The organism is Terribacillus sp. JSM ZJ617 (genome assembly GCF_044383785.1).
Taxonomy (GTDB): domain Bacteria; phylum Bacillota; class Bacilli; order Bacillales; family Amphibacillaceae; genus Terribacillus.
The window spans coordinates 39,183-60,518 of sequence record NZ_JBISEQ010000008.1; the positions used below are offsets into that span (position 1 = coordinate 39,183).

At 44.3% G+C, this 21,336-nt stretch carries 37 protein-coding genes; 29 read left to right on the forward strand and 8 right to left on the reverse strand.

Annotation, left to right across the window (positions count from 1 at the left end; translation table 11 throughout):
• The first annotated feature begins 1 nt into the window (after position 1).
• The 27 genes from rplE to ACH6C1_RS18685 all read left to right on the forward strand — a co-directional run bounded on the left by rplE (position 2) and on the right by ACH6C1_RS18685 (position 16,377).
• The gene (gene rplE / locus ACH6C1_RS18555) at positions 2–541 is read left to right on the forward strand and encodes a 50S ribosomal protein L5 (RefSeq protein ID WP_095224645.1); all 540 of its coding nucleotides are present in this window, start codon (positions 2–4) and stop codon (positions 539–541) included.
• Between the two features lie 21 nt (positions 542–562).
• Positions 563–748, forward strand: a complete 186-nt coding sequence (locus ACH6C1_RS18560; protein ID WP_038565213.1) for a type Z 30S ribosomal protein S14 — start codon at positions 563–565, stop codon at positions 746–748.
• Between the two features lie 31 nt (positions 749–779).
• Entirely contained in the window at positions 780–1,178 is a 399-nt protein-coding gene (gene rpsH, locus ACH6C1_RS18565; protein ID WP_038565217.1) for a 30S ribosomal protein S8, read from the forward strand.
• A 29-nt stretch (positions 1,179–1,207) separates the two neighbouring features.
• Positions 1,208–1,744 carry a 50S ribosomal protein L6 gene (rplF, locus tag ACH6C1_RS18570; RefSeq protein ID WP_038565220.1) on the forward strand — a complete coding sequence of 179 codons (537 nt, stop codon included), beginning with the start codon at positions 1,208–1,210 and terminating at the stop codon, positions 1,742–1,744.
• Between the two features lie 33 nt (positions 1,745–1,777).
• Entirely contained in the window at positions 1,778–2,140 is a 363-nt protein-coding gene (rplR, locus tag ACH6C1_RS18575; RefSeq protein ID WP_095224646.1) for a 50S ribosomal protein L18, read from the forward strand.
• A 21-nt stretch (positions 2,141–2,161) separates the two neighbouring features.
• Entirely contained in the window at positions 2,162–2,665 is a 504-nt protein-coding gene (gene rpsE / locus ACH6C1_RS18580; protein WP_095224647.1) for a 30S ribosomal protein S5, read from the forward strand.
• Positions 2,666–2,678: 13 nt separating this feature from the next.
• Positions 2,679–2,861: a 50S ribosomal protein L30 gene (rpmD, locus tag ACH6C1_RS18585; RefSeq protein WP_095220654.1), complete on the forward strand. Its 183-nt coding sequence runs from the start codon at positions 2,679–2,681 to the stop codon at positions 2,859–2,861.
• A 30-nt stretch (positions 2,862–2,891) separates the two neighbouring features.
• Complete coding sequence (gene rplO, locus ACH6C1_RS18590; protein ID WP_038565232.1) at positions 2,892–3,332, forward strand: 50S ribosomal protein L15; 441 nt, start codon at positions 2,892–2,894, stop codon at positions 3,330–3,332.
• Positions 3,332–4,621: a preprotein translocase subunit SecY gene (gene secY, locus ACH6C1_RS18595; protein WP_095224648.1), complete on the forward strand. Its 1,290-nt coding sequence runs from the start codon at positions 3,332–3,334 to the stop codon at positions 4,619–4,621. Before rplO ends, secY begins: the two co-directional genes overlap by 1 nt.
• A gap of 39 nt (positions 4,622–4,660) precedes the next feature.
• Positions 4,661–5,311, forward strand: coding sequence for an adenylate kinase (locus ACH6C1_RS18600; protein ID WP_095224649.1), 651 nt, complete (start codon positions 4,661–4,663; stop codon positions 5,309–5,311).
• A gap of 384 nt (positions 5,312–5,695) precedes the next feature.
• Positions 5,696–6,004 carry a KOW domain-containing RNA-binding protein gene (locus tag ACH6C1_RS18605; protein ID WP_095224650.1) on the forward strand — a complete coding sequence of 103 codons (309 nt, stop codon included), beginning with the start codon at positions 5,696–5,698 and terminating at the stop codon, positions 6,002–6,004.
• Positions 6,005–6,008: 4 nt separating this feature from the next.
• Positions 6,009–6,227 (forward strand): translation initiation factor IF-1, encoded by a 219-nt coding sequence (gene infA, locus ACH6C1_RS18610; RefSeq protein ID WP_038565240.1) that lies wholly within the window; start codon positions 6,009–6,011, stop codon positions 6,225–6,227.
• Between the two features lie 35 nt (positions 6,228–6,262).
• Positions 6,263–6,376 carry a 50S ribosomal protein L36 gene (rpmJ, locus tag ACH6C1_RS18615; RefSeq protein ID WP_003156543.1) on the forward strand — a complete coding sequence of 38 codons (114 nt, stop codon included), beginning with the start codon at positions 6,263–6,265 and terminating at the stop codon, positions 6,374–6,376.
• A gap of 22 nt (positions 6,377–6,398) precedes the next feature.
• A complete protein-coding gene (gene rpsM, locus ACH6C1_RS18620) occupies positions 6,399–6,764 on the forward strand; it encodes a 30S ribosomal protein S13 (RefSeq protein WP_095224651.1) in 366 nt (121 codons plus the stop codon).
• An 18-nt stretch (positions 6,765–6,782) separates the two neighbouring features.
• Complete coding sequence (gene rpsK, locus ACH6C1_RS18625; RefSeq protein WP_095224652.1) at positions 6,783–7,172, forward strand: 30S ribosomal protein S11; 390 nt, start codon at positions 6,783–6,785, stop codon at positions 7,170–7,172.
• Positions 7,173–7,357: 185 nt separating this feature from the next.
• Positions 7,358–8,302 carry a DNA-directed RNA polymerase subunit alpha gene (locus ACH6C1_RS18630; protein ID WP_038565251.1) on the forward strand — a complete coding sequence of 315 codons (945 nt, stop codon included), beginning with the start codon at positions 7,358–7,360 and terminating at the stop codon, positions 8,300–8,302.
• A gap of 46 nt (positions 8,303–8,348) precedes the next feature.
• On the forward strand, positions 8,349–8,702 hold the full coding sequence (gene rplQ / locus ACH6C1_RS18635; protein ID WP_077304172.1) for a 50S ribosomal protein L17: 354 nt from the start codon (positions 8,349–8,351) through the stop codon (positions 8,700–8,702).
• A gap of 204 nt (positions 8,703–8,906) precedes the next feature.
• Positions 8,907–9,740, forward strand: coding sequence for an energy-coupling factor ABC transporter ATP-binding protein (locus tag ACH6C1_RS18640; protein WP_374079754.1), 834 nt, complete (start codon positions 8,907–8,909; stop codon positions 9,738–9,740).
• Entirely contained in the window at positions 9,716–10,579 is an 864-nt protein-coding gene (locus ACH6C1_RS18645) for an energy-coupling factor ABC transporter ATP-binding protein (protein ID WP_095224654.1), read from the forward strand. The genes ACH6C1_RS18640 and ACH6C1_RS18645 overlap by 25 nt, the downstream gene beginning before the upstream one ends.
• On the forward strand, positions 10,576–11,379 hold the full coding sequence (locus ACH6C1_RS18650) for an energy-coupling factor transporter transmembrane component T family protein (protein ID WP_374079757.1): 804 nt from the start codon (positions 10,576–10,578) through the stop codon (positions 11,377–11,379). Before ACH6C1_RS18645 ends, ACH6C1_RS18650 begins: the two co-directional genes overlap by 4 nt.
• Before the next feature lie 11 nt (positions 11,380–11,390).
• Positions 11,391–12,134 carry a tRNA pseudouridine(38-40) synthase TruA gene (gene truA, locus ACH6C1_RS18655; protein WP_374079759.1) on the forward strand — a complete coding sequence of 248 codons (744 nt, stop codon included), beginning with the start codon at positions 11,391–11,393 and terminating at the stop codon, positions 12,132–12,134.
• 170 nt (positions 12,135–12,304) lie between these two features.
• Complete coding sequence (gene rplM / locus ACH6C1_RS18660; RefSeq protein WP_095220661.1) at positions 12,305–12,742, forward strand: 50S ribosomal protein L13; 438 nt, start codon at positions 12,305–12,307, stop codon at positions 12,740–12,742.
• Between the two features lie 21 nt (positions 12,743–12,763).
• Positions 12,764–13,156: a 30S ribosomal protein S9 gene (rpsI, locus tag ACH6C1_RS18665; protein ID WP_038565267.1), complete on the forward strand. Its 393-nt coding sequence runs from the start codon at positions 12,764–12,766 to the stop codon at positions 13,154–13,156.
• 171 nt (positions 13,157–13,327) lie between these two features.
• Complete coding sequence (locus ACH6C1_RS18670; RefSeq protein WP_374079762.1) at positions 13,328–14,299, forward strand: NAD(P)-dependent alcohol dehydrogenase; 972 nt, start codon at positions 13,328–13,330, stop codon at positions 14,297–14,299.
• 160 nt (positions 14,300–14,459) lie between these two features.
• The gene (locus ACH6C1_RS18675; RefSeq protein WP_374079763.1) at positions 14,460–14,987 is read left to right on the forward strand and encodes a dihydrofolate reductase family protein; all 528 of its coding nucleotides are present in this window, start codon (positions 14,460–14,462) and stop codon (positions 14,985–14,987) included.
• A gap of 222 nt (positions 14,988–15,209) precedes the next feature.
• Positions 15,210–15,968, forward strand: a complete 759-nt coding sequence (locus ACH6C1_RS18680; RefSeq protein ID WP_374079765.1) for a glycerophosphodiester phosphodiesterase family protein — start codon at positions 15,210–15,212, stop codon at positions 15,966–15,968.
• A gap of 106 nt (positions 15,969–16,074) precedes the next feature.
• On the forward strand, positions 16,075–16,377 hold the full coding sequence (locus tag ACH6C1_RS18685) for a hypothetical protein (protein WP_374079768.1): 303 nt from the start codon (positions 16,075–16,077) through the stop codon (positions 16,375–16,377).
• Positions 16,378–16,418: 41 nt separating this feature from the next.
• Here ACH6C1_RS18685 and ACH6C1_RS18690 read toward each other — a convergent pair whose 3' ends face one another.
• From ACH6C1_RS18690 to ACH6C1_RS18705, 4 genes are all read right to left on the reverse strand, one after another.
• Positions 16,419–16,919 (reverse strand): pyrophosphohydrolase domain-containing protein, encoded by a 501-nt coding sequence (locus tag ACH6C1_RS18690; RefSeq protein WP_374079771.1) that lies wholly within the window; start codon positions 16,917–16,919, stop codon positions 16,419–16,421.
• Positions 16,920–17,106: 187 nt separating this feature from the next.
• Entirely contained in the window at positions 17,107–17,439 is a 333-nt protein-coding gene (locus ACH6C1_RS18695) for a hypothetical protein (protein ID WP_374079773.1), read from the reverse strand.
• Positions 17,440–17,521: 82 nt separating this feature from the next.
• Positions 17,522–17,683, reverse strand: coding sequence for a hypothetical protein (locus ACH6C1_RS18700; RefSeq protein ID WP_366248457.1), 162 nt, complete (start codon positions 17,681–17,683; stop codon positions 17,522–17,524).
• A gap of 85 nt (positions 17,684–17,768) precedes the next feature.
• Complete coding sequence (locus tag ACH6C1_RS18705) at positions 17,769–17,966, reverse strand: hypothetical protein (protein ID WP_374079776.1); 198 nt, start codon at positions 17,964–17,966, stop codon at positions 17,769–17,771.
• A 233-nt stretch (positions 17,967–18,199) separates the two neighbouring features.
• On the opposite strand from ACH6C1_RS18705, the gene ACH6C1_RS18710 reads away from it, so the two are divergent.
• A complete protein-coding gene (locus ACH6C1_RS18710) occupies positions 18,200–19,069 on the forward strand; it encodes a cation diffusion facilitator family transporter (protein WP_095224663.1) in 870 nt (289 codons plus the stop codon).
• Positions 19,070–19,103: 34 nt separating this feature from the next.
• Here the strand turns inward: ACH6C1_RS18710 and ACH6C1_RS18715 are convergent, their stop codons facing one another.
• Genes ACH6C1_RS18715 through ACH6C1_RS18730 form a run of 4 tightly spaced genes read right to left on the reverse strand, consistent with a single transcriptional unit; the run spans position 19,104 to position 20,412 of the window.
• Positions 19,104–19,538, reverse strand: a complete 435-nt coding sequence (locus tag ACH6C1_RS18715; RefSeq protein WP_374079779.1) for a VOC family protein — start codon at positions 19,536–19,538, stop codon at positions 19,104–19,106.
• 14 nt (positions 19,539–19,552) lie between these two features.
• A complete protein-coding gene (locus tag ACH6C1_RS18720) occupies positions 19,553–19,735 on the reverse strand; it encodes a hypothetical protein (protein WP_374079781.1) in 183 nt (60 codons plus the stop codon).
• A gap of 12 nt (positions 19,736–19,747) precedes the next feature.
• The gene (locus ACH6C1_RS18725) at positions 19,748–20,179 is read right to left on the reverse strand and encodes an NUDIX hydrolase (RefSeq protein ID WP_374079798.1); all 432 of its coding nucleotides are present in this window, start codon (positions 20,177–20,179) and stop codon (positions 19,748–19,750) included.
• A gap of 20 nt (positions 20,180–20,199) precedes the next feature.
• Entirely contained in the window at positions 20,200–20,412 is a 213-nt protein-coding gene (locus tag ACH6C1_RS18730; protein WP_095224666.1) for a hypothetical protein, read from the reverse strand.
• 173 nt (positions 20,413–20,585) lie between these two features.
• On the opposite strand from ACH6C1_RS18730, the gene cwlD reads away from it, so the two are divergent.
• Positions 20,586–21,308 (forward strand): N-acetylmuramoyl-L-alanine amidase CwlD, encoded by a 723-nt coding sequence (cwlD, locus tag ACH6C1_RS18735; protein ID WP_374079784.1) that lies wholly within the window; start codon positions 20,586–20,588, stop codon positions 21,306–21,308.
• The last annotated feature ends 28 nt before the right edge of the window (positions 21,309–21,336 follow it).

Genomic DNA, 21,336 nt, shown 5'->3' on the forward strand with positions numbered 1-21,336 from the left:
GATGAATGAATTGAAACAAAGATATCAAGGCGAAATTTCTCCATCTCTAATGGAAAAATTCAGCTATAAATCCGTAATGCAAGTACCAAAGATCGAAAAGATCGTTATTAACATGGGTGTCGGTGACGCCGTTCAAAACTCTAAAGCACTTGATTCTGCAGTAGAGGAATTGGCATTGCTTGCTGGTCAGCAGCCAATCATCACGAAAGCTAAGAAATCTATCGCAGGTTTCCGTCTTCGTGAAGGTATGCCAATTGGAGCGAAAGTTACATTGCGCGGTGAGCGTATGTACGAATTCCTTCAAAAACTAGTCGCAGTTTCCCTTCCACGTGTACGTGACTTCCGTGGTATCTCAAACAAAGCGTTTGATGGTCGTGGTAACTATACTCTAGGTGTTAAAGAACAGCTAATCTTCCCAGAAATTAATTACGATAAAGTAAGCAAAGTACGTGGAATGGACATCGTTATCGTAACTACAGCCAACACTGACGAAGAAGCTCGTGAGCTACTTACTCAGCTAGGCATGCCTTTCCAAAAATAAAGGTAAAAAGGAGGGAATATTGTGGCTAAAAAATCTATGATCGTGAAACAACAGCGCCCACAGAAATTCAAAGTACAAGAGTACACACGCTGCGAACGTTGCGGACGTCCACACTCTGTACTACGTAAATTCAAGCTATGCCGTATTTGTTTCCGCGAACTAGCCTATAAAGGTCAAATTCCTGGCGTTAAAAAAGCAAGCTGGTAATCCCCTAAATCAGGGAAGGAGGTAATGATTAATGGTTATGACAGATCCTATCGCAGATATGCTAACTCGTATTCGTAATGCAAACACTGTTCGTCATGAAAAACTGGAGCTTCCTGCTTCTAAGTTGAAAAAGGATGTTGCTGATATCCTTAAACGTGAAGGCTTTATTCGCGATTACGAATTCGTAGAAGATGACAAACAAGGTGTTCTACGCATCTTTTTGAAATATGGTAAAAACGACGAGCGTGTTATCACTGGTATCAAACGTATCAGTAAACCTGGTCTTCGTGTTTACGCGAAATCTACTGAAATCCCACGTGTCCTTAACGGACTTGGTATCGCAGTTGTTTCAACATCTAAAGGCGTATTGTCTGATAAAGAAGCACGTGAGCAAGCTGTCGGCGGCGAAGTGCTAGCATACGTTTGGTAATTCCCAACAATTAGTAAGGAGGTGCACATATGTCCCGCGTAGGTAAAAAGATTCTTGAAATCCCTGCAGGCGTTGAATTCAAAAATGAAAACAACACTGTGACTGTAAAAGGTCCTAAAGGTGAATTGACTCGTACATTCCACCAAGATATGGTGATCAAAGTTGAAGAGAACGTTCTTACTGTTGAACGCCCAACTGACAGCAAGGAACACCGTGCTCTTCACGGAACTACTCGTTCTATCCTTGGAAACATGGTACAAGGCGTACACGCTGGTTATGAGAAAGCTCTTGAAATCATCGGTGTAGGTTATCGTGCTACTAAACAAGGCAACAAAGTCGTGATCAACGCTGGTTACTCTCATCCAGTAGAAGTTGAGCACCGTGATGGTATTGAAATCGAAGTTCCTTCCAACACTCGTGTAGTTGTTAAAGGTATCGATAAGGAAGCTGTTGGTGCAGTAGCTGCTAACATCCGTGCAATCCGTCCTCCAGAGCCTTACAAAGGTAAAGGAATCCGTTACGAAGGCGAATTCGTACGTCGTAAAGAAGGTAAAACAGCGAAATAAGGTTTTTCGTTAAACCAGAAAGGAGTGACCTGAATGATTACAAAAGTTGCAAAAAACGAATCGCGTAAGAGAAGACATAACCGTGTTCGTAAAAGCATTTCAGGAACATCTGAGCGTCCACGTTTGAACGTATACCGTTCTAACAAACACATTTACGCACAGTTGATCGATGATACAACTGGTAAAACACTTGCAAGTGCTTCTACTAAGGATGCTAGCCTTAGCCTAGAATCTACAAGCAATGTTGAAGCAGCTCAAAAGGTCGGAGAAGCAGTTGCTAACCGTGCGAAAGAAGCTGGCGTAACAACTATCGTATTTGACCGTGGAGGCTACCTTTACCACGGACGTGTTAAAGCATTGGCTGAAGCAGCTCGTGAAGCTGGTCTTAAATTCTAATCTAAAAAGGAGGGACACAACTTGCGTACAACAATTGACCCGAACAAACTTGATCTTGAAGAACGCGTAGTAACGGTTAACCGTGTTGCTAAAGTAGTAAAAGGTGGTCGTCGTTTCCGTTTCGCTGCTCTTGTAGTAGTAGGCGACAAAAACGGCCATGTAGGTTTCGGTACTGGTAAAGCACAAGAAGTACCAGAAGCGATCCGTAAAGCTATCGAAGACGCGAAGAAAAATCTAATTACTATACCTATCGTTGGTACAACTATTCCACATGAAATCATCGGTGAATTCGGCGCCGGCAACATCTTGATGAAGCCTGCTGCAGAAGGTACTGGAGTTATCGCCGGTGGACCTGTACGTGCGGTACTTGAGCTTGGTGGTATCGGAGACATCCTTTCTAAATCACTTGGTTCTAACACTCCAATCAACATGGTTCGTGCTACACTTAACGGACTTGGCAGATTGAAACGTGCAGAAGAAGTTGCGAAACTTCGTGGAAAGTCTGTAGAAGAACTGTTAGGATAAGGAGGGAAAGCACATGGCTAACAAATTAGAAATCACCCTCACGCGCAGTACGATCGGAAGACTGGAAAAACAGCGCAAAACTGTTGCTGCTCTAGGTCTTAGAAAGATCCGTCAGTCAGTTGTTTTGGAAGACAATCCAACTGTTCGCGGTATGATCAACAGAGTTTCTCATCTAGTATCAGTTAAAGAAGTATAATGATTTAAATGTAAAAGAGGAGGTGCCATTATGAAACTTCATGAATTGAAGTCAGCAGAAGGAACACGTAAAACTCGCAATCGTGTAGGTCGCGGTATGTCTTCAGGTAACGGTAAAACATCCGGCCGTGGACATAAAGGACAAAACGCACGTTCTGGCGGCGGTGTACGTCTAGGTTTCGAAGGTGGCCAAATGCCACTATTCCAACGTCTTCCTAAACGTGGATTCACAAACATCCACCGTACTGAGTACTCAATTGTAAACCTTGAAACCCTTAACCGTTTTGAAGAGGGCACAGAGGTAACTCCAGAGCTTCTACTTGAAAGCGGAGTTGTAAGCAAATTGAGAGCCGGTATTAAAGTTCTAGGAAACGGGAACATCGAAAAGAAACTTACTGTTAAAGCTCACAAGTTCTCTGCTTCTGCTAAAGAAGCTATTGAGGCAGCGGGCGGTCAAACAGAGGTGATCTAATGTTTCGTACAATCTCCAATTTTATGCGTGTAAAAGATATACGAAATAAAATCATCTTTACATTGCTTATGTTGATCATCTTCAGAATCGGTACGTTCATTCCTGTTCCATTTACCGATCGTTCCGCGATCGATTTTATGAACCAGCAGAACGTATTCGGGTTCTTGAATACATTTGGCGGCGGTGCATTGCAGAACTTCTCCATCCTTGCGATGGGTATCATGCCGTACATCACTGCCTCGATCATCATGCAGCTTCTGCAAATGGATGTCGTACCGACATTCAGTGAGTGGAAAAAGCAAGGAGAGATGGGACGTCGTAAGTTGGCACAAGTGACGCGTTACGCCACTATCGTGCTAGCGTTAATACAGGCGGTAGGTATGTCCATCGGATTCAACCAGTTATCCGGCGGTATGCTCATTTCCGATCCAAGTTTTTATAAGTTCGCTGTCATTACAATCGTATTGACTGCAGGAACAGCATTCTTGATGTGGTTAGGAGAACAGATCACAGCTCATGGTGTAGGTAATGGTATTTCCATTATTATCTTCGCCGGTATCGCTGCTGCAATTCCGAATGGTTTAAACCAGCTTTGGGAACAGTACTTCAGCAATCCTGGTGATGATCTATTCCTTAATGTCGTGATCGTTGCAATTATCGCTATCGTGATCATTGCCGTAATTGTTGGTGTGATTTATATCACGCAGGCACTTCGTAAAATTCCAATCCAGTATTCGAAGCGTACTACAAGTCGTTCCCAAGTAGGCGGCCAGTCCACCCACTTACCGATTAAAGTAAACGCTGCTGGAGTAATCCCTGTTATTTTCGCAGTTTCCTTTATCTATGCTCCGCGTACAATCGCGAGTTTCTTTGAAGGAAATGTAGCAACTACGATCGAGAACGTATTCGATTATACGCAACCAATTGGGATGGTAATCTATGTAGTCCTGATTCTTGCATTTAGTTATTTCTATACATTCGTTCAGGTTAACCCGGAACAAATGGCAGAGAACTTAAACAAGCAAGGTGGCTACATCCCGGGTATTCGCCCAGGGAAAAGCACGGAAACGTACCTCACCAGTGTGATGTATCGTTTAACCTTCGTTGGGTCTCTCTTCTTGGCTGCTGTAGCTGTATTGCCTATAATCCTAGGCTCTATTGCCAACTTGCCGACTTCTGTCCAAATCGGAGGAACGAGCCTGCTGATCGTGGTAGGGGTAGCGTTGCAGACGATGAAACAGCTAGAAAGCCAGTTAGTGAAGCGTCATTACCGAGGCTTCATGAAATAGAGAACAGTCTACAAACAGACGAGAGCGAGGGGAATTTCGTTGAATTTAATTCTTATGGGTCTGCCGGGTGCCGGTAAAGGTACGCAGGCAGAGAAGATTGTAGATAAATATAGCATCCCTCATATCTCAACAGGAGATATGTTCCGAGCTGCAATAAAAGAAGGAACGGAGCTTGGCCGTGAAGCGAAAGCTTTCATGGACCAGGGGAAACTAGTTCCGGATGAAGTAACAATTGGTATAGTCCGTGACCGTTTAGGCAAGGATGACACCAACAACGGATTTTTACTTGACGGTTTTCCTCGTACGCTTGCTCAGGCAGAAGCGCTTGACGCATTGCTGGACGATTTGAATGCTAATGTAGATTACGTCTTACATGTAGAGGTTCCGCAGGAGAATTTGGTGGAGCGTTTATCTGGCAGATGGGTTTGTCCGACATGCGGCACTACGTATCATACAGTCTATAACCCTCCGAAAGAAGAAGGGGTATGTGACAAGGATGGCACTGGGCTGATCCAGCGAGACGACGATAAGCCGGAAACGGTGAAAAAACGTTTGGAAGTCAATATCGAGCAGCAAAAACCGATATTGGACTTCTACAACGATAAGGGCTATCTTGTAACAGTGAACGGTGACCAAGCAATCGATCAGGTCTTCCACGACATCGATCAGCGCTTGAAAAATCTTCGCTGATACAGGTGTGCAAACTATACTCTCTTAGTACGGGTGGAATTGCACTTTGGGCTCCTAATAGCGTAAGGATGCATTCTATCCCTTGATAGAGTATAATAGACCTCGTGGTAGAGTTGAAACGATTTGCGGTTTTGCAATTCGTTCAAGCTTCCATCATCGGAACCGTGCCTTACTGATATCCTGACGCTAATTGACAAGGCTGAATATGAACAATCATGAAACAAATTGTGACTCAATTTGTGGACTTAATATAGATTCCCTAACATGCAGCTTTTCTAACCTGGACATTCAGGCAGAAAAGTGGTAGAATATGCTCCTTGTTTGCAGCATATAATGCTAACTTACGCACAGCTTCGATATAAGCTATGATGAAGGTGATCATGTTTGAGCGAAACGGATGCAAGTCCACTAATCGGTCAGGTTGTTCGTATCGTATATGGGCGAGAAGCAGGCCAGCTTGCGATTGTCATTCGAAAAATTGACAGTCGTTTTGTGTTGCTTGCCGACGGAGACAAACGAAAGTTCGATTCACCGAAGCGCAAAGCTTTGCGTCATGTGGATCCACTGCCGTATGTATCACCGGAAGTCCGACGTAGCCTTCTAGAAGCTGGTCGCGTAACCAATGGTAAACTGCGATTTGCGATATCTACTTATGTCAATCATACCGTGAAGAGATTTGAAGAAGGGAGATAGACCGATGGCGAAAGATGATGCAATTGAAGTAGAAGGAACTGTCACCGATACATTGCCTAATGCGCAATTTAAGGTAGAGTTAGAGAATGGCCACACCGTTTTAGCACATGTTTCCGGTAAAATTCGTATGCACTTCATTCGAATTCTTCCTGGAGATAAAGTAACGGTAGAGCTTTCCCCTTATGACTTAACTAAAGGACGTATTACGTACCGTTATAAATAATTTGACTAGCTCCGATACTAAAGGAGGAATAGATGATGAAGGTAAGACCATCTGTAAAGCCTATTTGCGAAAAATGTAAAGTCATTCGTCGTAAAGGCAAAGTAATGGTAATCTGTGAAAATCCTAAGCATAAGCAAAAACAAGGATAATACAAGGAGGTGCACGTAGCTAATGGCACGTATAGCAGGTATTGATATTCCGCGTGACAAACGCGTTGTTATTTCCCTAACATACATCTATGGAATTGGAAAAACTACAGCGCAAAAGGTACTAAAAGAAGCTGGTGTTTCTGAAGATACACGTGTTCGTGATCTTACAGAAGACGAACTATCCAGAATCCGTCAGGCAATTGACAGCTACACTACTGAAGGGGATCTTCGTCGTGAAGTATCTCTTAACATCAAGCGTCTGATTGAGATCGGTTCTTATCGTGGTCTTCGCCACCGTCGTGGATTGCCGGTTCGTGGTCAGAAAACGAAGAACAACTCTCGTACTCGTAAAGGCCCACGCCGTACAATCGCTAACAAGAAAAAATAAGTAAGGAGGTAAACAAACATGGCTCGTAAACAACAAACTCGTAAACGTCGTGTGAAAAAGAATATCGAAACTGGTATTGCTCACATCCGTTCTACTTTCAACAACACAATCGTTACGATTACTGATGTTCAAGGTAACGTAATCAGCTGGAGCAGCTCAGGTTCCCTTGGTTTCAAAGGTTCCCGTAAATCTACTCCATTCGCTTCTCAAATGGCTGCAGAAGCTGCTGCTAAAGGTGCTGTCGAAAACGGCATGAAGACTTTGGAAGTAACTGTTAAAGGCCCTGGTGCTGGCCGTGAAGCTGCGATCCGTTCCCTTCAGACTGCTGGTCTTGAAGTAACTGCGATCCGTGACGTCACTCCAGTTCCGCATAACGGCTGCCGTCCGCCAAAACGTCGTCGCGTATAAGTTTTTCCTGCTTGCTGTATAGAATTTGTATCCCTGTCTATAATGGGTTATGATAGCTTAAAAGCGATCAGGTCATACAGTAAGAAACGTATCGTCAAGATGCAGAAACGGGAACCGCAATATGGGGAATTTCGGTTAGGAGTAATTCTAACCGGGGTTTCGACGTTTTAAAGGAGGGCTTTATAATGATCGAAATTGAAAAACCAAAGATTGAAACGGTTGAGATCAGCGATGATGCTACATTTGGAAAGTTCGTTGTAGAACCGCTTGAGCGTGGATATGGTACTACACTAGGAAACTCCTTGCGTCGTATCCTATTATCCTCACTTCCTGGCGCTGCTGTAACTTCCATTCAAATTGATGGAGTGCTCCATGAATTCTCTACGATTGAAGGCGTAGTAGAAGACGTGACAACCATCATTTTGAACTTGAAGAAACTGGCTCTCAAAATCTACTCTGATGAAGAAAAAACATTAGAGATCGATGTACAAGGTGAAGGGAAAGTAACTGCTGCTGACATCACTTTCGATAGCGATGTAGAAGTACTGAATCCGGACCTTCATATCGCAACACTGGGCAAGAATGCTCACTTGCATATGAAGCTTACGGCAGAACGCGGCCGCGGCTACCGTCCAGCTGATCAGAATAACCATGAAGATCAGCCGATTGGTGTCATTCCAATTGACTCCATCTTTACGCCAGTTTCAAAAGTGACGTATCAAGTGGAAAACACGCGTGTTGGCCAGTTGGCTAACTTCGACAAACTGACGTTGGATGTATTCACTGACGGCAGTATCCGACCTGAAGAGGCAGTTTCTCTTGGTGCAAAGATCTATACGGAGCATTTGAATATCTTCGTAGGTCTTACTGATGAAGCGCAAAATGCCGAAATCATGGTTGAAAAAGAAGAAGACCAAAAAGAGAAAGTTCTTGAGATGACTATTGAAGAATTGGACTTGTCTGTTCGTTCATACAACTGTCTGAAACGTGCTGGAATCAACACGGTACAAGAACTTGCTAATAAATCTGAAGAAGACATGATGAAAGTGCGTAACCTAGGACGTAAATCATTAGAAGAAGTTAAAAAGAAACTAATCGATTTAGGACTTGGTCTTCGTAAAGAAGACTGATCCCGCTTAGCGGAGCATTTGACACCAGGAAAGGGAGGGATAACCTATGGCTAGAAAGTTAGGACGTACTACGGATGCTCGTATGGCGCTTTTGCGTAACCTTGCAACTGATCTTATCGTTCACGAAAGATTGGAAACAACGGAGGCGAAAGCTAAGGAGCTTCGTTCTGTAGTAGAAAAAATGATCACTCTTGGCAAACGTGGAGATCTTCACGCTCGTCGTCAAGCTGCTTCTTTCTTGTACGGAACTAAAGCGGACGAGAACCAAGATGCAGTACAAAAACTATTCAGCGATATCGCCGGACGTTATGAAGAACGTCAAGGAGGTTACACACGCGTGTTGAAACTTGGACAGCGTCGTGGTGACGGTGCCGCTATGGCAATCATTGAACTAGTATAAGGTAATAAACAAGGGCAGGAAAATCTCTACCACGAGGTGTATTCCGGCCCTTTTTCTTTAGCAGATAAAGCAAGCGCCGACATTAGCGCTTGCTTTTCTTTTTTGTCGGGATTCTTTATACTAGCTATAGAAATGACAGGAACGGACAAACACGTTTAGTATTTCCCCGGAAATAGTCGGGTAATGACGAAGGAGCACGAAAGCATGCACGCGATTGAATTCAAGAATGTTTCTTTCCGCTACGAGGAAGAGCAGCCCTATGTACTTCGCAATGTCAGTTTTCAAGTGGAGGCTGGGGAATGGCTGGCAATCATCGGTCATAATGGTTCAGGCAAGTCAACGATTGCCAAGCTGATGAACGGGCTGCTGTTTCCGACGGAGGGGGAGATCATTATCAATGGTATACCGCTTAATGAGGAGAATATATGGGAGATACGACGCCAGGTCGGTATGGTTTTCCAAAACCCAGATAATCAATTCGTCGGTACGACTGTTCGTGATGATGTAGCATTCGGTTTGGAGAACCGCGGGGTGCCCCGTTCTGAAATGATGAATCGGATCACTTCTTCTTTGGAACAAGTGCGTATGCAGGATTACCTGCTGCACGAACCCTACCGTCTGTCAGGCGGACAGAAGCAGCGGGTGGCTATAGCAGGTGTCCTGGCTATCTCTCCAAGCGTCATTATCCTGGATGAGGCAACAGCGATGCTGGACCCACTCGGCAGGAAGGAAATCCTTGATACTGTTCATCGTGTTCAAGCAGAACAGCAGCTTGGTCTGATTACTATCACCCATGATTTGAATGAAGTGATGCAGGCGCATCGGGTGTTGGTCATGAATGACGGAGAAATATGGACGACTACTGTACCAAGGGAATTAGTGAAAAGAGAGACGGAACTGCAGCAAATCGGTTTGGACGTGCCTTTTGTTACGCAGCTTGCTCATGCTTTGGAAAGACAAGGTATTATCGTAAGCGAGCAGCCGATTGATCACGAGGAGTTGTTAGATGCATTATGGACATTACATTCAGACAAGTAGACTACACGTATCAGGCAAACTCCCCGTTTGAGCATAAAGCGCTAAAGGATTTATCCTTCCATTTGCCAGGAGGGAGCTTCACGGCTATTGTCGGACATACCGGCAGCGGTAAATCCACTCTGTTACAGCATTTGAACGGACTAGTGAGACCTACCAGCGGAAGCGTACAGATTGGTGAGCATACACTGGAGCCAAAGAAAAAACCTAAGCAAGCAAAAGAACTTCGTAAACAAGTAGGCATTGTGTTCCAATACCCAGAGCACCAGCTATTTGAAGAAACAGTAGAGAAGGATATCGCCTTCGGCCCGAGGAACTTCGGAGTAGCTGAGAATGAGATCTCAAAGCGTGTAAAGGAAAGTGCAGCAGCTGTAGGGTTGGATCTATCCTTACTAAGCCGATCTCCATTTGAGCTAAGCGGCGGGCAGATGCGTCGTGTTGCGATTGCAGGTGTGCTTGCTGTGCGGCCTCGTGTGTTGGTTCTGGATGAGCCTACAGCAGGATTGGATCCACGCGGGCAGCGGGAGATCATGGATATGTTTTACCGGCTGCATAAAGAACAGCAGCTTACAACGATATTGGTAACACATAGTATGGAGGATGCGCTGACGTATGCTGATCATATGCTTGTACTCGATAAAGGGGAAAAGTATATGGAAGGGTCTCCTGTAGAAGTATTTCAAAATCGGCAAGCTCTCCAGCAGGTGCAGCTTGATGTACCGGAGATATTCCAGTTTCTTCAGAAGGCATCCGAACGTTTCGGCAAACCGCTCGCCTTTGAGGGAGAGAATATGGACAGGCTCGCTGAGCGGCTGGCGGATTTGGCAGGTGATAAGAAATGAACAATCTGCTGATTGTCGGTCAGTATGTTCCGACCAATAGTATTGTCCACCGGATGGATCCGAGGATAAAGATGCTGATCATCTTCTTTTATGTGATTTTCATTTTCTTTGCCAATAATGTCGTCAGTTATGCACTGTTCACAGTATTTGCAGTCGGAGGTACACTTCTGACGAAGGTTCCATGGCGTTTTATCGCCAAAGGGCTGACACCGGTATGGTTTTTGATTATCTTTACGTTTATCCTGCACTTATTCGTTACAAAGGAAGGCACAGTATTGGTGAACGTATTCGGATTGCCGATTTATAGCGGAGCACTGGAACAAGGAGCCATTATCTCACTGCGTTTCTTTTTGCTCATCCTTTTGACATCTCTGCTGACGTTGACGACAACGCCGATCGAGATTACTGACGGTGTCGAGTCCTTGCTTGGTCCTCTGCGCCGATTCAAGTTCCCAGTTCATGAACTAGCACTGATGATGTCCATCTCCTTGCGTTTTATCCCTACTTTGCTTCAGGAGACCGAGAAGATTTCCAACGCTCAAGCTTCCAGGGGCGTGGATTTCCGTACAGGGCCATTCAGGGAGCGTGTGCGGGCTGTAATTCCATTGCTGGTGCCTTTGTTTGTCAGTGCCTTTAAACGGGCAGAGGAGCTTGCTATGGCCATGGAAGCAAGAGGCTATCGCGGCGGGGAAGGACGTACGAAGCTTCGGGAGCTGCGCGTGATGAAGCGGGATGTTGCAGCACTCGTCATCTTCATTGTAGTGGTGGCTGCTGCCTTGATAACGAGAGACTATAGTTAGGAGTTACAAAGATGACGCAACGTATGAAGGCGACTGTCAGCTATGACGGCACGCATTTTTCCGGCTTCCAGGTGCAGGAGAAAAACCGCACGGTCCAAGGTGAGCTGGAGAAGGCACTTACGAAGATCCATAAGGGACAGCAGATCAGGATCCAAGCATCTGGCCGTACAGACGCAGGTGTGCATGCCAGAGGGCAGGTGATCCATTTCGATACCGAGCTTCGCATGGGAGATTACAATTGGCGCAAGGCGCTCAATACCTTGCTGCCGGATGATGTGCGGATAACAGATATAACACAAGCAGAAGAGGATTTCCATGCACGCTACAGTGTGAAACGGAAGCAGTATAAGTACTTTGTCCATAATGCGCCGGAACAGGACGTGTTCAAGCGTCATTACGTGCAACATGTTCCTTATCAGCTAGAGTTGGATAGAATGCAGCAAGCTATCACAGCAATCGTGGGAACCCATGACTTCAGCGCTTTTTGTTCTGCGAGGACAGGAGTCAAAGGAGACAAGATCCGTACCGTCTATGAAGCTGTATGTGAAAAGCAGGACGATATGCTTGTGTTTACCTTCACGGGAAGCGGCTTCCTGTATAATATGGTGCGTATACTTGCTGGCACACTTATCGACATCGGGAATGGCCGCAAAGAGCCGGAAGACATGGCTAGAATACTAGAGTCGAAGGACCGGCAGCTGGCGAGTAAAACCGCTGCTGCGAGCGGACTTTGCCTCTGGAAAGTGGACTACTGAAAACTTTTTTGCAAAACAACGCATTCGGGTGTTACATGCCCTTGACATGAGGGTCTATGATGATATACTATGGTTTATGGCATTTTATTTCTATACCACGATTAGCCCCGGAAGACTAATTGTGTAGAATAATAAATGAACGATTCAATCGAAAAAATGGAGGAAATGACATGCGTACAACATTCATGGCGAACGAAAGCAATATCGAACGCAAATGGCTTGTTGTGGATGCAGAAGGCCAAACTCTTGGTCGTCTTGCAAGTGAAGTTGCTGCTATCCTACGCGGTAAGCACAAACCAACTTACACTCCACATGCCGACACTGGTGATAACGTAATCATCATCAACGCTGAGAAAATCGAACTTACTGGTAACAAACTTGCTGACAAGATCTACTACCGTCACTCTAACCACCCAGGTGGTTTGAAACAGCGTACAGCTGACGAAATGCGTACAAAATACCCTGAGCAAATGCTTGAGCTTGCTATCAAAGGCATGCTTCCTAAGGGACCACTTGCACGTAAAATGATTAAAAAGCTTCACGTATATCGTGGCGCTGAGCACAAACACCAAGCACAACAACCAGAAGCTTATACACTTCGCGGTTAATTAAAAAGGAGGTAAACGATAGTGGCACAAGTACAATACTACGGCACCGGTCGCCGTAAAAGCTCTACTGCCCGCGTACGTCTAGTACCAGGCACAGGTCAAGTAACAGTAAACAACCGTAGTGCGGAAGATTACTTCCCATACGAAACACTTCGTACAATCATCAACCAACCTCTAGTTGCAACAGAAACTGCTGGCAACTACGACGTTCTTGTAACTGTACAGGGTGGTGGATTCACAGGACAAGCAGGTGCTATCCGTCACGGTATCTCTCGTGCGCTTCTTGAAGCAGACCCAGAATACCGCGGTACACTTAAAAAAGCTGGCTTCCTAACTCGTGACGCACGTATGAAAGAACGTAAAAAATACGGTCTTAAAGGTGCACGTCGCGCTCCACAGTTCTCAAAACGTTAATTTTGAGGCACTCACTAAAGACTCTCAACCGATTGGTTGGGGGTCTTTTTTGTGTTCATAAATCTTCTGCTGGACGGATATGTAAGAAAAGTACTGAATTATTGAACCTGCTGTTCTATTTGTCCGTAGTATTCGTATCATAGTACGGATATCACGAAGCAGAGGTGGGAAATGAAAGCGATTGTTTACACAAGGTACGGATCTGCAGACGTTCTTCAATTAAAAGAAACAGCAAAGCCGGTACCAAAAGATCATGAAATATTAGTAAAGGTAAAAGCGACAACTGTAACAGCAGCAGATATTCGGGCACGAAGTTTTACTGTTCCACCGGTCTTTTGGCTGCCTGCCCGTATAACTCTTGGTCTTAGACAACCCAAAAAAGAGGTGCTGGGAGCTGAGTTAGCTGGCGAGATTGTTTCAGTAGGGAAAGATGTTAAAAGGTTTAAGAAAGGTGACCAAGTATTTGCGGAATCTCTGGAAGATTTCGGTGCCTATGCCGAGTATAAGTGTTTATCAGAAACTGGTCCTGTATCTATCAAACCTTCGAATATCTCTTATGAAGAAGCGGCTGCCATTCCAATAGGAGCACGAACAGCATTGTACTTTTTAAGAAAAGCAGCTATTCAGAGCGGCCAAAAAATACTGGTGTATGGAGCTTCAGGGAGTGTGGGGAGTTATGCAGTCCAGATTGCCAAGTATTTCGGAGCAAATGTAACAGGAGTTTGCAGCACGTCAAATGTGGAAGGGATAAAATCATTAGGAGCTGATAAGGTAATAGATTATACCAGCGAAGACTTTTCTAAGAAAGATGAGTTGTATGATGTTATCTTTGAAGCAGTTAACAAAAGCTCATTTACAGATTGCATGAAAGTGTTAAAGAAGGATGGCACTTATATAAATATCACAGAGCCGCTGCCGAGTGTTCGGATGTTATGGACTATATTAACAACAGGTAAAAAATTAATACTAAGTCGAAACGCACCTGAAACACCAGAAGCGCTAAATTTTCTCGGCGAACTCATAGAGATAGGGAAATTGAAAGTGGTAATTGATAGGTCTTATGAATTTGAAGAAATAGTGGAAGCACATCGTTATGTCGAGAAGGGACATAAAAAAGGGAATGTCATTATTAATGTAGAATAACTTAATAAAGCTTTGTAACTATGAATTGGATAGGGCACTAAGTAATCTTTAAAAGACTCTCACTTGATTGGAGTCTTTTTATTTGTGCTATTAGTGTATGGTGTACATATAAAAGCTCCTCTCTTACAGGAAGATATATTATCTGAAAGGAGAAATTCAAATGCAAAAACGTAATCTCATACTATTTATTGCTGCAAGTCTGGATGGGTATATCGCAACCAAGGAAGATTCATTGGATTGGCTCTTTGCTGTAGAAGGTGAGGGGGATAATGGTTATTCGGAATTCTACGAGACAGTTGATACGGTTATTATGGGAAAGAAGACGTATGATTGGGTGATAGATAATATAGAAGAATTTCCCTACCAAAATAAAGCGTGTTATGTCTTTACGCGTTCAGATATCAAAGATACTGAGCACGTACAATTTGTCCAGGGAGATATTGCGCATTTCACGAATAAGTTAAAACAACAAGATGGCAGGAATATCTGGATAGTCGGCGGCGGAGAGCTGTTGTCTTCGTTCATTGAAGAGCAACTGATAGATGAAATGATACTTACTATTGCACCTGTGGTTATTGGCAATGGTATACCTTTATTCAAGGAGGGTCATATTCAAACAGAATTTACTTTAAAAAGAACAAGAACATTCAATCAGTTTGTGGAACTGCATTATGAAGTAAAGGCTTGAGTAATCCATTCTGTTATGAAGATAGGTAATGATTACTCCTTAATTCTGATGGCATAGTGCGATATCATCCAAATATAAAGACAATGTAAAGTGCAATCCGCGTTTGCTTTCATTCTTAACACTAGCTGCATGGTATTCTATACCATGCTCTTTTAGATTAACAGTATGAGACAATCTATTGTTTTTTTATTGGTATGTGTGCTGTTGCTATCAGGCTGTTCATTGACCCACACAGAAGCTGCCTATGATTCCGAATATAGCCCATTGGTTATTGCCCATCGCGGAGCGTCTGCTGTTGAACCTGAGCATACGTTCTCTTCATATGATCAGGCAATGGAGGATGGAGCGGATTATATCGAAATTGATTTGCGCAAAACGGCGGATGGCGAATTGGTTGCGATGCATGATGACACGGTTGATCGAACAACAAACGGAAAGGGATTGGTCGAGGAGCTAACTTTGAAAGAGATAAAAGTACTTGATACCGGAGAAGGACAGACGGTACCGACACTAGAAGAGATTCTTATACGGTATGGCAGTGAGGTGCAATATTATATTGAAACACGCGAAGATGATAAGGGAAAGCTCGTCATGGAGGAGCAAGTCCTGCAATTGCTAAAGCAGTATGCTGTCCCGAAGGATCAAGTCATCCTGCAGTCGTTCAGCAAAGACAGCATTCGTACATTACATGAACTCGATGCGGAGCTTACGCTTATTCAGCTGCTGAATAAGCAAGACGTGGAGCAGCTGGATGGGAAAGATCTTCAGGAAATAAGAGGGACAGCAATTGGCGTTGGTATATATGCCGGCATATTAGAAGAATCAATAGTAAATCTGATTCAGCATCATGATCTCGAAATCCATGCTTATTACCGGGGAGACGAAAGAGAGTGGACAGAGGAGATGCTTCATTACGAAGTGGATGGCATTTTTTCGGATGATCCGGCCTTTTTGGCGAATATGATGGAGAAGAAGGAGTAATCACAACTAGTGATATATTCCTTTTTTGGTGTCCAAATGTTTAGCTTCCCGCTGGGGTGATATAGAGATAAAAGAATTATTGCAGCAATGAAGGGAGTTTTGTTCTATGAAAACAGTTGCAACAGTAGGAGGCATATTCGGTATCATTGCCTCACTTCTAGCTATGTTCTTTACCTTAATTGAAAATACGTACACAGTCGGCAATTTTGGCTTACTTGGAATTGCTGCGGGTATCCTCGGAATTATTGCCGCAGTCTTGCTCAATAAAAAACCAGTTCTTGCTGGAGTTCTCCTTATTGTGGCAGCTGCAGTCGGTATCTACGGCGTGCTATTATACTTCTTCGTACCAGCTGCATTGATGCTGATTGCAGCATTTGTGAAAATGAGCCGTAAAAGGGAAAGTTACTGAAAGAAGGCATACCAATTGAGGTATGCCTTCTTTGCATTTTGTTATGTAGTCGCTTGACGCTCAATTTCAGCCTTCAATCTTTTTTCGGGAGCATAATCTCTTTCCCAGTTTTCCGGTTTGAGTATTTTTCCATCACTTTCACGATACTTAGCAACACCATTATGCAGCTTGCCCATATTAGCTTCATGTACACTATCAAACAGTGGTTCAGGCTCAACGCCTAGAATAGCAAACGAACCATTGTTAAAATAGGCCTCATCAATCAGTGCATCTGCTTGAGCAACAAGAACGTCATCTACTGGCTTTTGCTCTTCACGCATCTTGGTTTTGGCTTTCTCTAACCCTGCTAGGAATTGTTCATAAAGTTTTTCAAACTCAGTGAGATCTCCACCCACAGTGGCATATAGAAATTCCATTAATTCCTCACCTGACCATACTGCACGATGTAATGCGATCTCTTTACTCATAGGAGTTGGTTTGTCATTTTGTAAATGATCGAATGCCTTATGGAATTCTCTAACTTGGTTGTATTGTTTCGTCATCTCGTTCCTCCTTTTTTACCTTTTAAATTAACTTTCTTTCATTCGTCTGTACTTAATACGCTACGTTATTAACATTATCATCTAGCAATACAGCAAGAGCAACCCCGTCGATGTATCCGTCCGGCATCAGCTTAATATACCTGAAGAAAACATAACAAAAAGAGGGATTATTATCCCTCTTCGTATATTAATATCCGTAACCGTAACCATAGTAAGGATAGTTATAGTACGGATAGTATGGATAAGGATAGTAAGGGTATGGGTAAGGCCGAGGCCGGTTATAATAAGGCGGATAAAGCAAGCTGCTGCCGATCAGTCCGCCTACGACACCGCCAAGAAATGGTGCGCCGTAGCCATAACCATAACCGTAGCCAGGACGACCAAAACCGAAACCGGGACGACCAATTCCGCCAAAGCCAGATCCTGGGCGTCGTCGGTATTCGTCCGTATAAACTGGGTAAGAATATGGAACTTGCTCGTCAGCTTGATAAGGTATCAGAGTTTGATTTTCTTCTTGCATGTAAAACACCTTCCTTTCTGTGCCAGTGTATGACGGGCAAGAGCGGAAGGCGCGGGACAGCAGCCCAAATAAGTTGGCTTTTTTAATTGAATGTATCGCGAAGGATGGCAGCTATCGGGATAAGCAATGCTAGTATGGGAACGAAAGCCCATATCCAGCTGTGCCTGGGGTGTTTGTTTTCCTCTTTCATTTTTTCCACTTCCAGCTCGAGCAGACGGATGCGCTGTTCCAAATCTTCTTTCATACTTCATCCTCCTTAGGCTTGTCTTCGAGACTCTAATAAAAAGAGCCTTCGTTTACATTGTAGTAAACAAAAGGCTGCTTCATGCTTAGGCAATAACAGCAGCTGTTACGGCGCCATATCCTTGACCGCTTCCAGCGTTCTGTACAGATCTTTTATAAGAAGTATAAGAAATGTAAAGAGCAATTGTTGCTCCGATCAGGGACAGGATTAGGCCTATATAAGATATCACCGTGGCGATGAACTCATATCTTTCCTCTTCGATAATGACAGTATCGTTATTCACTGATCATCGCTCCTTCCTCCTCTTAGGTTATGCACCTATGGGCGGATGGTGCCATTGCATTTTTGATCAATCGTTTGATTAGCTCCCCTTTTGTGAATTATCTGCGCTTTTGCTCAGGGAAAAACTATTAGTTATCGGCTATTCATGTGGCAGCTAGAAAAAACGTTGCTGTAGACCCACCCGATGCCAGACTGATATGATGATGGAACTGGAATGAAAGGGCTGACGAGGCGTTGGAAAATGAAAAATACAAGGAACTGAAGATGGGAGAGCGCGGAGTCTATATTAGTATCGGTGCTTATCTTGTCTTGTCCTGTTTGAAACTGATTGTTGGATTTTTAAGTGGATCGGCTGCTTTAAGGGCGGACGGTTTGAATAATGCTACGGATATCGTGGCTTCTGTTGCTGTGTTGATCGGACTGAAGCTGGCGAGAAAGCCACCCGATGCGGATCATCCGTACGGACATTGGAAAGCAGAAACAGTGGCAAGCCTTATTGCCTCCTTCATCATGATGACAGTCGGTCTCCAAGTGCTGTATACAGCTGTGCTGAATGTGTTTGATGGTTCTAACGAGGCACCAGATATGATGGCAGCCTGGACAGGCGTATTCGGGGCGATTGTCATGTTCTTCGTGTACAGATATAATATGCGGCTAGGTTCAAAAATAAACAGTCAATCTGTCAAAGCTGCAGCAAAGGATAATCTATCAGATGCGCTTGTCAGTGTAGGAACAGTAGTAGGTATCATCGGCTCACAGCTAGGGTTGCCTTGGCTGGATCCACTGGCAGCAATCATTGTCGGCTTGATCATCTGTAAGACGGCATGGGAGATCTTCACTTCTTCTTCTCATCAGCTGACCGATGGTTTTGACGAAACACTTATGGTTTCATATACGGAGACGATTATGAAGATCAAAGGTGTAAAAGGCATAAAGACAATGAAAGCAAGAAGCTATGGCAATAATGCCATCGTTGATACAGAGATTTTGGTCAATTCCACGCTGGACATCCGGCAAGCCCATGATGTAGCAACAACAGTCGAAAAGACGCTGAAGCGGGAGCACGGCGTCTATTGGGTAAATGTCCACGTTGAACCACAATAAAAAGCCAGAAGCGCACATGCTTCTGGCTTTTTATTTAATCAATGATCAGCATATTGTTTTCGTCAAACTTCCAATGCTCGCTGAACGCTACTTCCCAGTAATAGCCATTAGGGTCAGTGAAATAACCGCTGTAGCCACCCCAATCGACACGCTGCGGCTGTTTTACGATCGTGGCACCAGCTCGTGCCGCTTTCTCTATTACATAATCGACTTCCTGTGCCGTCCTGGCATTATAAGCGAGTGTGAAGCCGGGAAAACCGGTGCCTGTTTCCGGAGGAACATCCGCATTGATATCCTTGCGTAATGCATCAAGCGGAAACAGTTCCAGCTTCGTTCCTCTGTTGTTGAAGAAGACGATATTCGGTGAGTTTTCTTTTACGCTTGTCTCGAAATCCAGGCCATCGCGATAGAAAGCAAGTGACGCTTGCATGTCGTTCACACCTAAGCAAATCAAATTGATTTGGTTCATTTCGGCAAACACTCCTATTGTTTTTTTTGTCGCCGGTTTTTGAGCCATACACTGATGTTAAAAAAGATCATAATTACGGCCACGGCACTAAGCAGAATCACGAGCATCAACGTTCCTGTGTTCGTGAAGTTATTGTAGATGCCAATGGATAAGCCGGCTAGCATGATAAATAGGTACATCCAGGTTTTTCTAGTCATAATCGTGCCCCTTTATGGAATAAGTAGGCCAGAAAGCATCTTCTGGGTGATGTGGTTGAGTTCGGGCAGGTCATCTAGAGGGAAATACCGCAAATCCAGGCTTTCCCCATCAAGCATAGTAAATTCCCCTGAAACGTCGTAAGCCTCATAAACAGAGATGACATTATACACCTCATCACCATTTGGATACTTGGCGTAGAACTCAGGTCCTGAACACATACGCAGGAAGCTGAAACGTTCTGCATGCAGTCCAGTTTCCTCAAAAAGCTCTCGTCTGGCTGTGTCTTCCAGTGATTCTCCGAGCTCCAAAGCGCCACCTGGAAGTCCCCAATCCTTTGTATCCGCTCTGAGCTGTAAGAGCAGCTGGCCGAATTCATTCCGAACAATGACACCGGCACCAGCCATGACAAGCGGTCGGGTTCCGACTGTTTCACGTAAGTCCATGATATAGTTGGCCAACGTAATTACTTCCTTTCATCCTTCGGGTAGAAGGTATCTTTGCTGCGAGGAAAAAGAGTGTTGGAGATACCGTAGCTGATCAAGTAGCTGACGAGTAAGCAGATGCCAATAATGATTAGATTGTCATGAAGCAAATAAAGCAGTGCGCTTATTCCGCCCAGCACAACATAAATACCAACATTCAAATATAAGCGTTTCGTCTGATTATCGAAATTCATTTTGTACGTCCTTTTCTGTCATACTTTGTATAGCTATTTTTAATCGTGTTTCTAGCTTCAATCATATTACTAGCTTCATTATACCAGTGCCTGGATAAATTCCAAAGAAGAGCGTATATCCGGAATGGTTGTCCCATATAGTGTACAAATGCGCGGTATGGGAGGAAGCACGAATGACTAGAAGATGGATTGCAGGAGCCATAGCAGCTGCGCTGTTTATCATGCTGCTCGCTTACTACGTACCGAAGATTGTCACGACAGAGGAATCATCCCATTCCTGGTCCTTGCCGTTGGCTGGCAAGACGATTGTCATCGACCCGGGACATGGCGGTGTTGACGGCGGAGCGGAAGGTTCAGATGGTACGCAGGAAGCGGGAATTACATTGGCAGTCTCAAAAATGCTGCGGGACTATTTGCAGCAGGCAGGTGCACTCGTCTATCTGACACGGGAAGAGGATGTGGATCTGGCGGATGAGGATACAAAAGGACTTTCCCGCCGGAAATCAGAGGATATTCGGAATCGGGTAGCCTTTATAGAAGAAAAGGAAGCAGACTTTTATATAAGCATTCATACGAACGCATTGCTTTCTTCCAAATGGTCTGGAGCCCAGACATTCTTCAATGAAGATAACCCAGGCAGTAAAGCATTGGCAACGTTCATCCAGGATGAAATCAAACGTAATCTGGAAAATACGACGAGGGTGCCGCTGGCATTGAATACGATGTATTTGCTGAAGCACACGGAATCGACGGGAGCGCTTGTCGAAATCGGATTCATGTCAAATCCGAGGGAGCTGGAGCTCTTGAAGGATGCCCCTTATCAGGATCAGATGGCATTCAGTATTTATGAGGGTATCCTCCGTTATACAACCGAGAAGATGCCGGAAGATGAATGACCGAGCGCCGCTTGCCTAGCTGTCTTAA

What these genes read in the sequence shown, in the direction of transcription:
- rpsM (WP_095224651.1), top strand. Translation starts at nt 6,399, where the DNA reads ATGGCACGTATAGCAGGTATTGATATTCCGCGTGACAAACGCGTTGTT.
- ACH6C1_RS18720 (WP_374079781.1), bottom strand. Translation starts at nt 19,735, where the DNA reads ATGACTAGAAAAACCTGGATGTACCTATTTATCATGCTAGCCGGCTTA.
- rpmJ (WP_003156543.1), top strand. Translation starts at nt 6,263, where the DNA reads ATGAAGGTAAGACCATCTGTAAAGCCTATTTGCGAAAAATGTAAAGTC.
- rplR (WP_095224646.1), top strand. Translation starts at nt 1,778, where the DNA reads ATGATTACAAAAGTTGCAAAAAACGAATCGCGTAAGAGAAGACATAAC.
- rplE (WP_095224645.1), top strand. Translation starts at nt 2, where the DNA reads ATGAATGAATTGAAACAAAGATATCAAGGCGAAATTTCTCCATCTCTA.
- ACH6C1_RS18645 (WP_095224654.1), top strand. Translation starts at nt 9,716, where the DNA reads ATGGACATTACATTCAGACAAGTAGACTACACGTATCAGGCAAACTCC.
- cwlD (WP_374079784.1), top strand. Translation starts at nt 20,586, where the DNA reads ATGACTAGAAGATGGATTGCAGGAGCCATAGCAGCTGCGCTGTTTATC.
- ACH6C1_RS18675 (WP_374079763.1), top strand. Translation starts at nt 14,460, where the DNA reads ATGCAAAAACGTAATCTCATACTATTTATTGCTGCAAGTCTGGATGGG.
- ACH6C1_RS18670 (WP_374079762.1), top strand. Translation starts at nt 13,328, where the DNA reads ATGAAAGCGATTGTTTACACAAGGTACGGATCTGCAGACGTTCTTCAA.
- ACH6C1_RS18700 (WP_366248457.1), bottom strand. Translation starts at nt 17,683, where the DNA reads ATGAAAGAAGATTTGGAACAGCGCATCCGTCTGCTCGAGCTGGAAGTG.
- ACH6C1_RS18640 (WP_374079754.1), top strand. Translation starts at nt 8,907, where the DNA reads ATGCACGCGATTGAATTCAAGAATGTTTCTTTCCGCTACGAGGAAGAG.
- rplF (WP_038565220.1), top strand. Translation starts at nt 1,208, where the DNA reads ATGTCCCGCGTAGGTAAAAAGATTCTTGAAATCCCTGCAGGCGTTGAA.
- ACH6C1_RS18690 (WP_374079771.1), bottom strand. Translation starts at nt 16,919, where the DNA reads ATGACGAAACAATACAACCAAGTTAGAGAATTCCATAAGGCATTCGAT.
- ACH6C1_RS18715 (WP_374079779.1), bottom strand. Translation starts at nt 19,538, where the DNA reads ATGAACCAAATCAATTTGATTTGCTTAGGTGTGAACGACATGCAAGCG.
- rplO (WP_038565232.1), top strand. Translation starts at nt 2,892, where the DNA reads ATGAAACTTCATGAATTGAAGTCAGCAGAAGGAACACGTAAAACTCGC.
- ACH6C1_RS18630 (WP_038565251.1), top strand. Translation starts at nt 7,358, where the DNA reads ATGATCGAAATTGAAAAACCAAAGATTGAAACGGTTGAGATCAGCGAT.
- rpsH (WP_038565217.1), top strand. Translation starts at nt 780, where the DNA reads ATGGTTATGACAGATCCTATCGCAGATATGCTAACTCGTATTCGTAAT.
- rplQ (WP_077304172.1), top strand. Translation starts at nt 8,349, where the DNA reads ATGGCTAGAAAGTTAGGACGTACTACGGATGCTCGTATGGCGCTTTTG.
- ACH6C1_RS18730 (WP_095224666.1), bottom strand. Translation starts at nt 20,412, where the DNA reads ATGAATTTCGATAATCAGACGAAACGCTTATATTTGAATGTTGGTATT.
- infA (WP_038565240.1), top strand. Translation starts at nt 6,009, where the DNA reads ATGGCGAAAGATGATGCAATTGAAGTAGAAGGAACTGTCACCGATACA.
- rpmD (WP_095220654.1), top strand. Translation starts at nt 2,679, where the DNA reads ATGGCTAACAAATTAGAAATCACCCTCACGCGCAGTACGATCGGAAGA.
- ACH6C1_RS18695 (WP_374079773.1), bottom strand. Translation starts at nt 17,439, where the DNA reads ATGCAAGAAGAAAATCAAACTCTGATACCTTATCAAGCTGACGAGCAA.
- rplM (WP_095220661.1), top strand. Translation starts at nt 12,305, where the DNA reads ATGCGTACAACATTCATGGCGAACGAAAGCAATATCGAACGCAAATGG.
- ACH6C1_RS18650 (WP_374079757.1), top strand. Translation starts at nt 10,576, where the DNA reads ATGAACAATCTGCTGATTGTCGGTCAGTATGTTCCGACCAATAGTATT.
- truA (WP_374079759.1), top strand. Translation starts at nt 11,391, where the DNA reads ATGACGCAACGTATGAAGGCGACTGTCAGCTATGACGGCACGCATTTT.
- rpsK (WP_095224652.1), top strand. Translation starts at nt 6,783, where the DNA reads ATGGCTCGTAAACAACAAACTCGTAAACGTCGTGTGAAAAAGAATATC.
- ACH6C1_RS18725 (WP_374079798.1), bottom strand. Translation starts at nt 20,179, where the DNA reads ATGGACTTACGTGAAACAGTCGGAACCCGACCGCTTGTCATGGCTGGT.
- secY (WP_095224648.1), top strand. Translation starts at nt 3,332, where the DNA reads ATGTTTCGTACAATCTCCAATTTTATGCGTGTAAAAGATATACGAAAT.
- ACH6C1_RS18685 (WP_374079768.1), top strand. Translation starts at nt 16,075, where the DNA reads ATGAAAACAGTTGCAACAGTAGGAGGCATATTCGGTATCATTGCCTCA.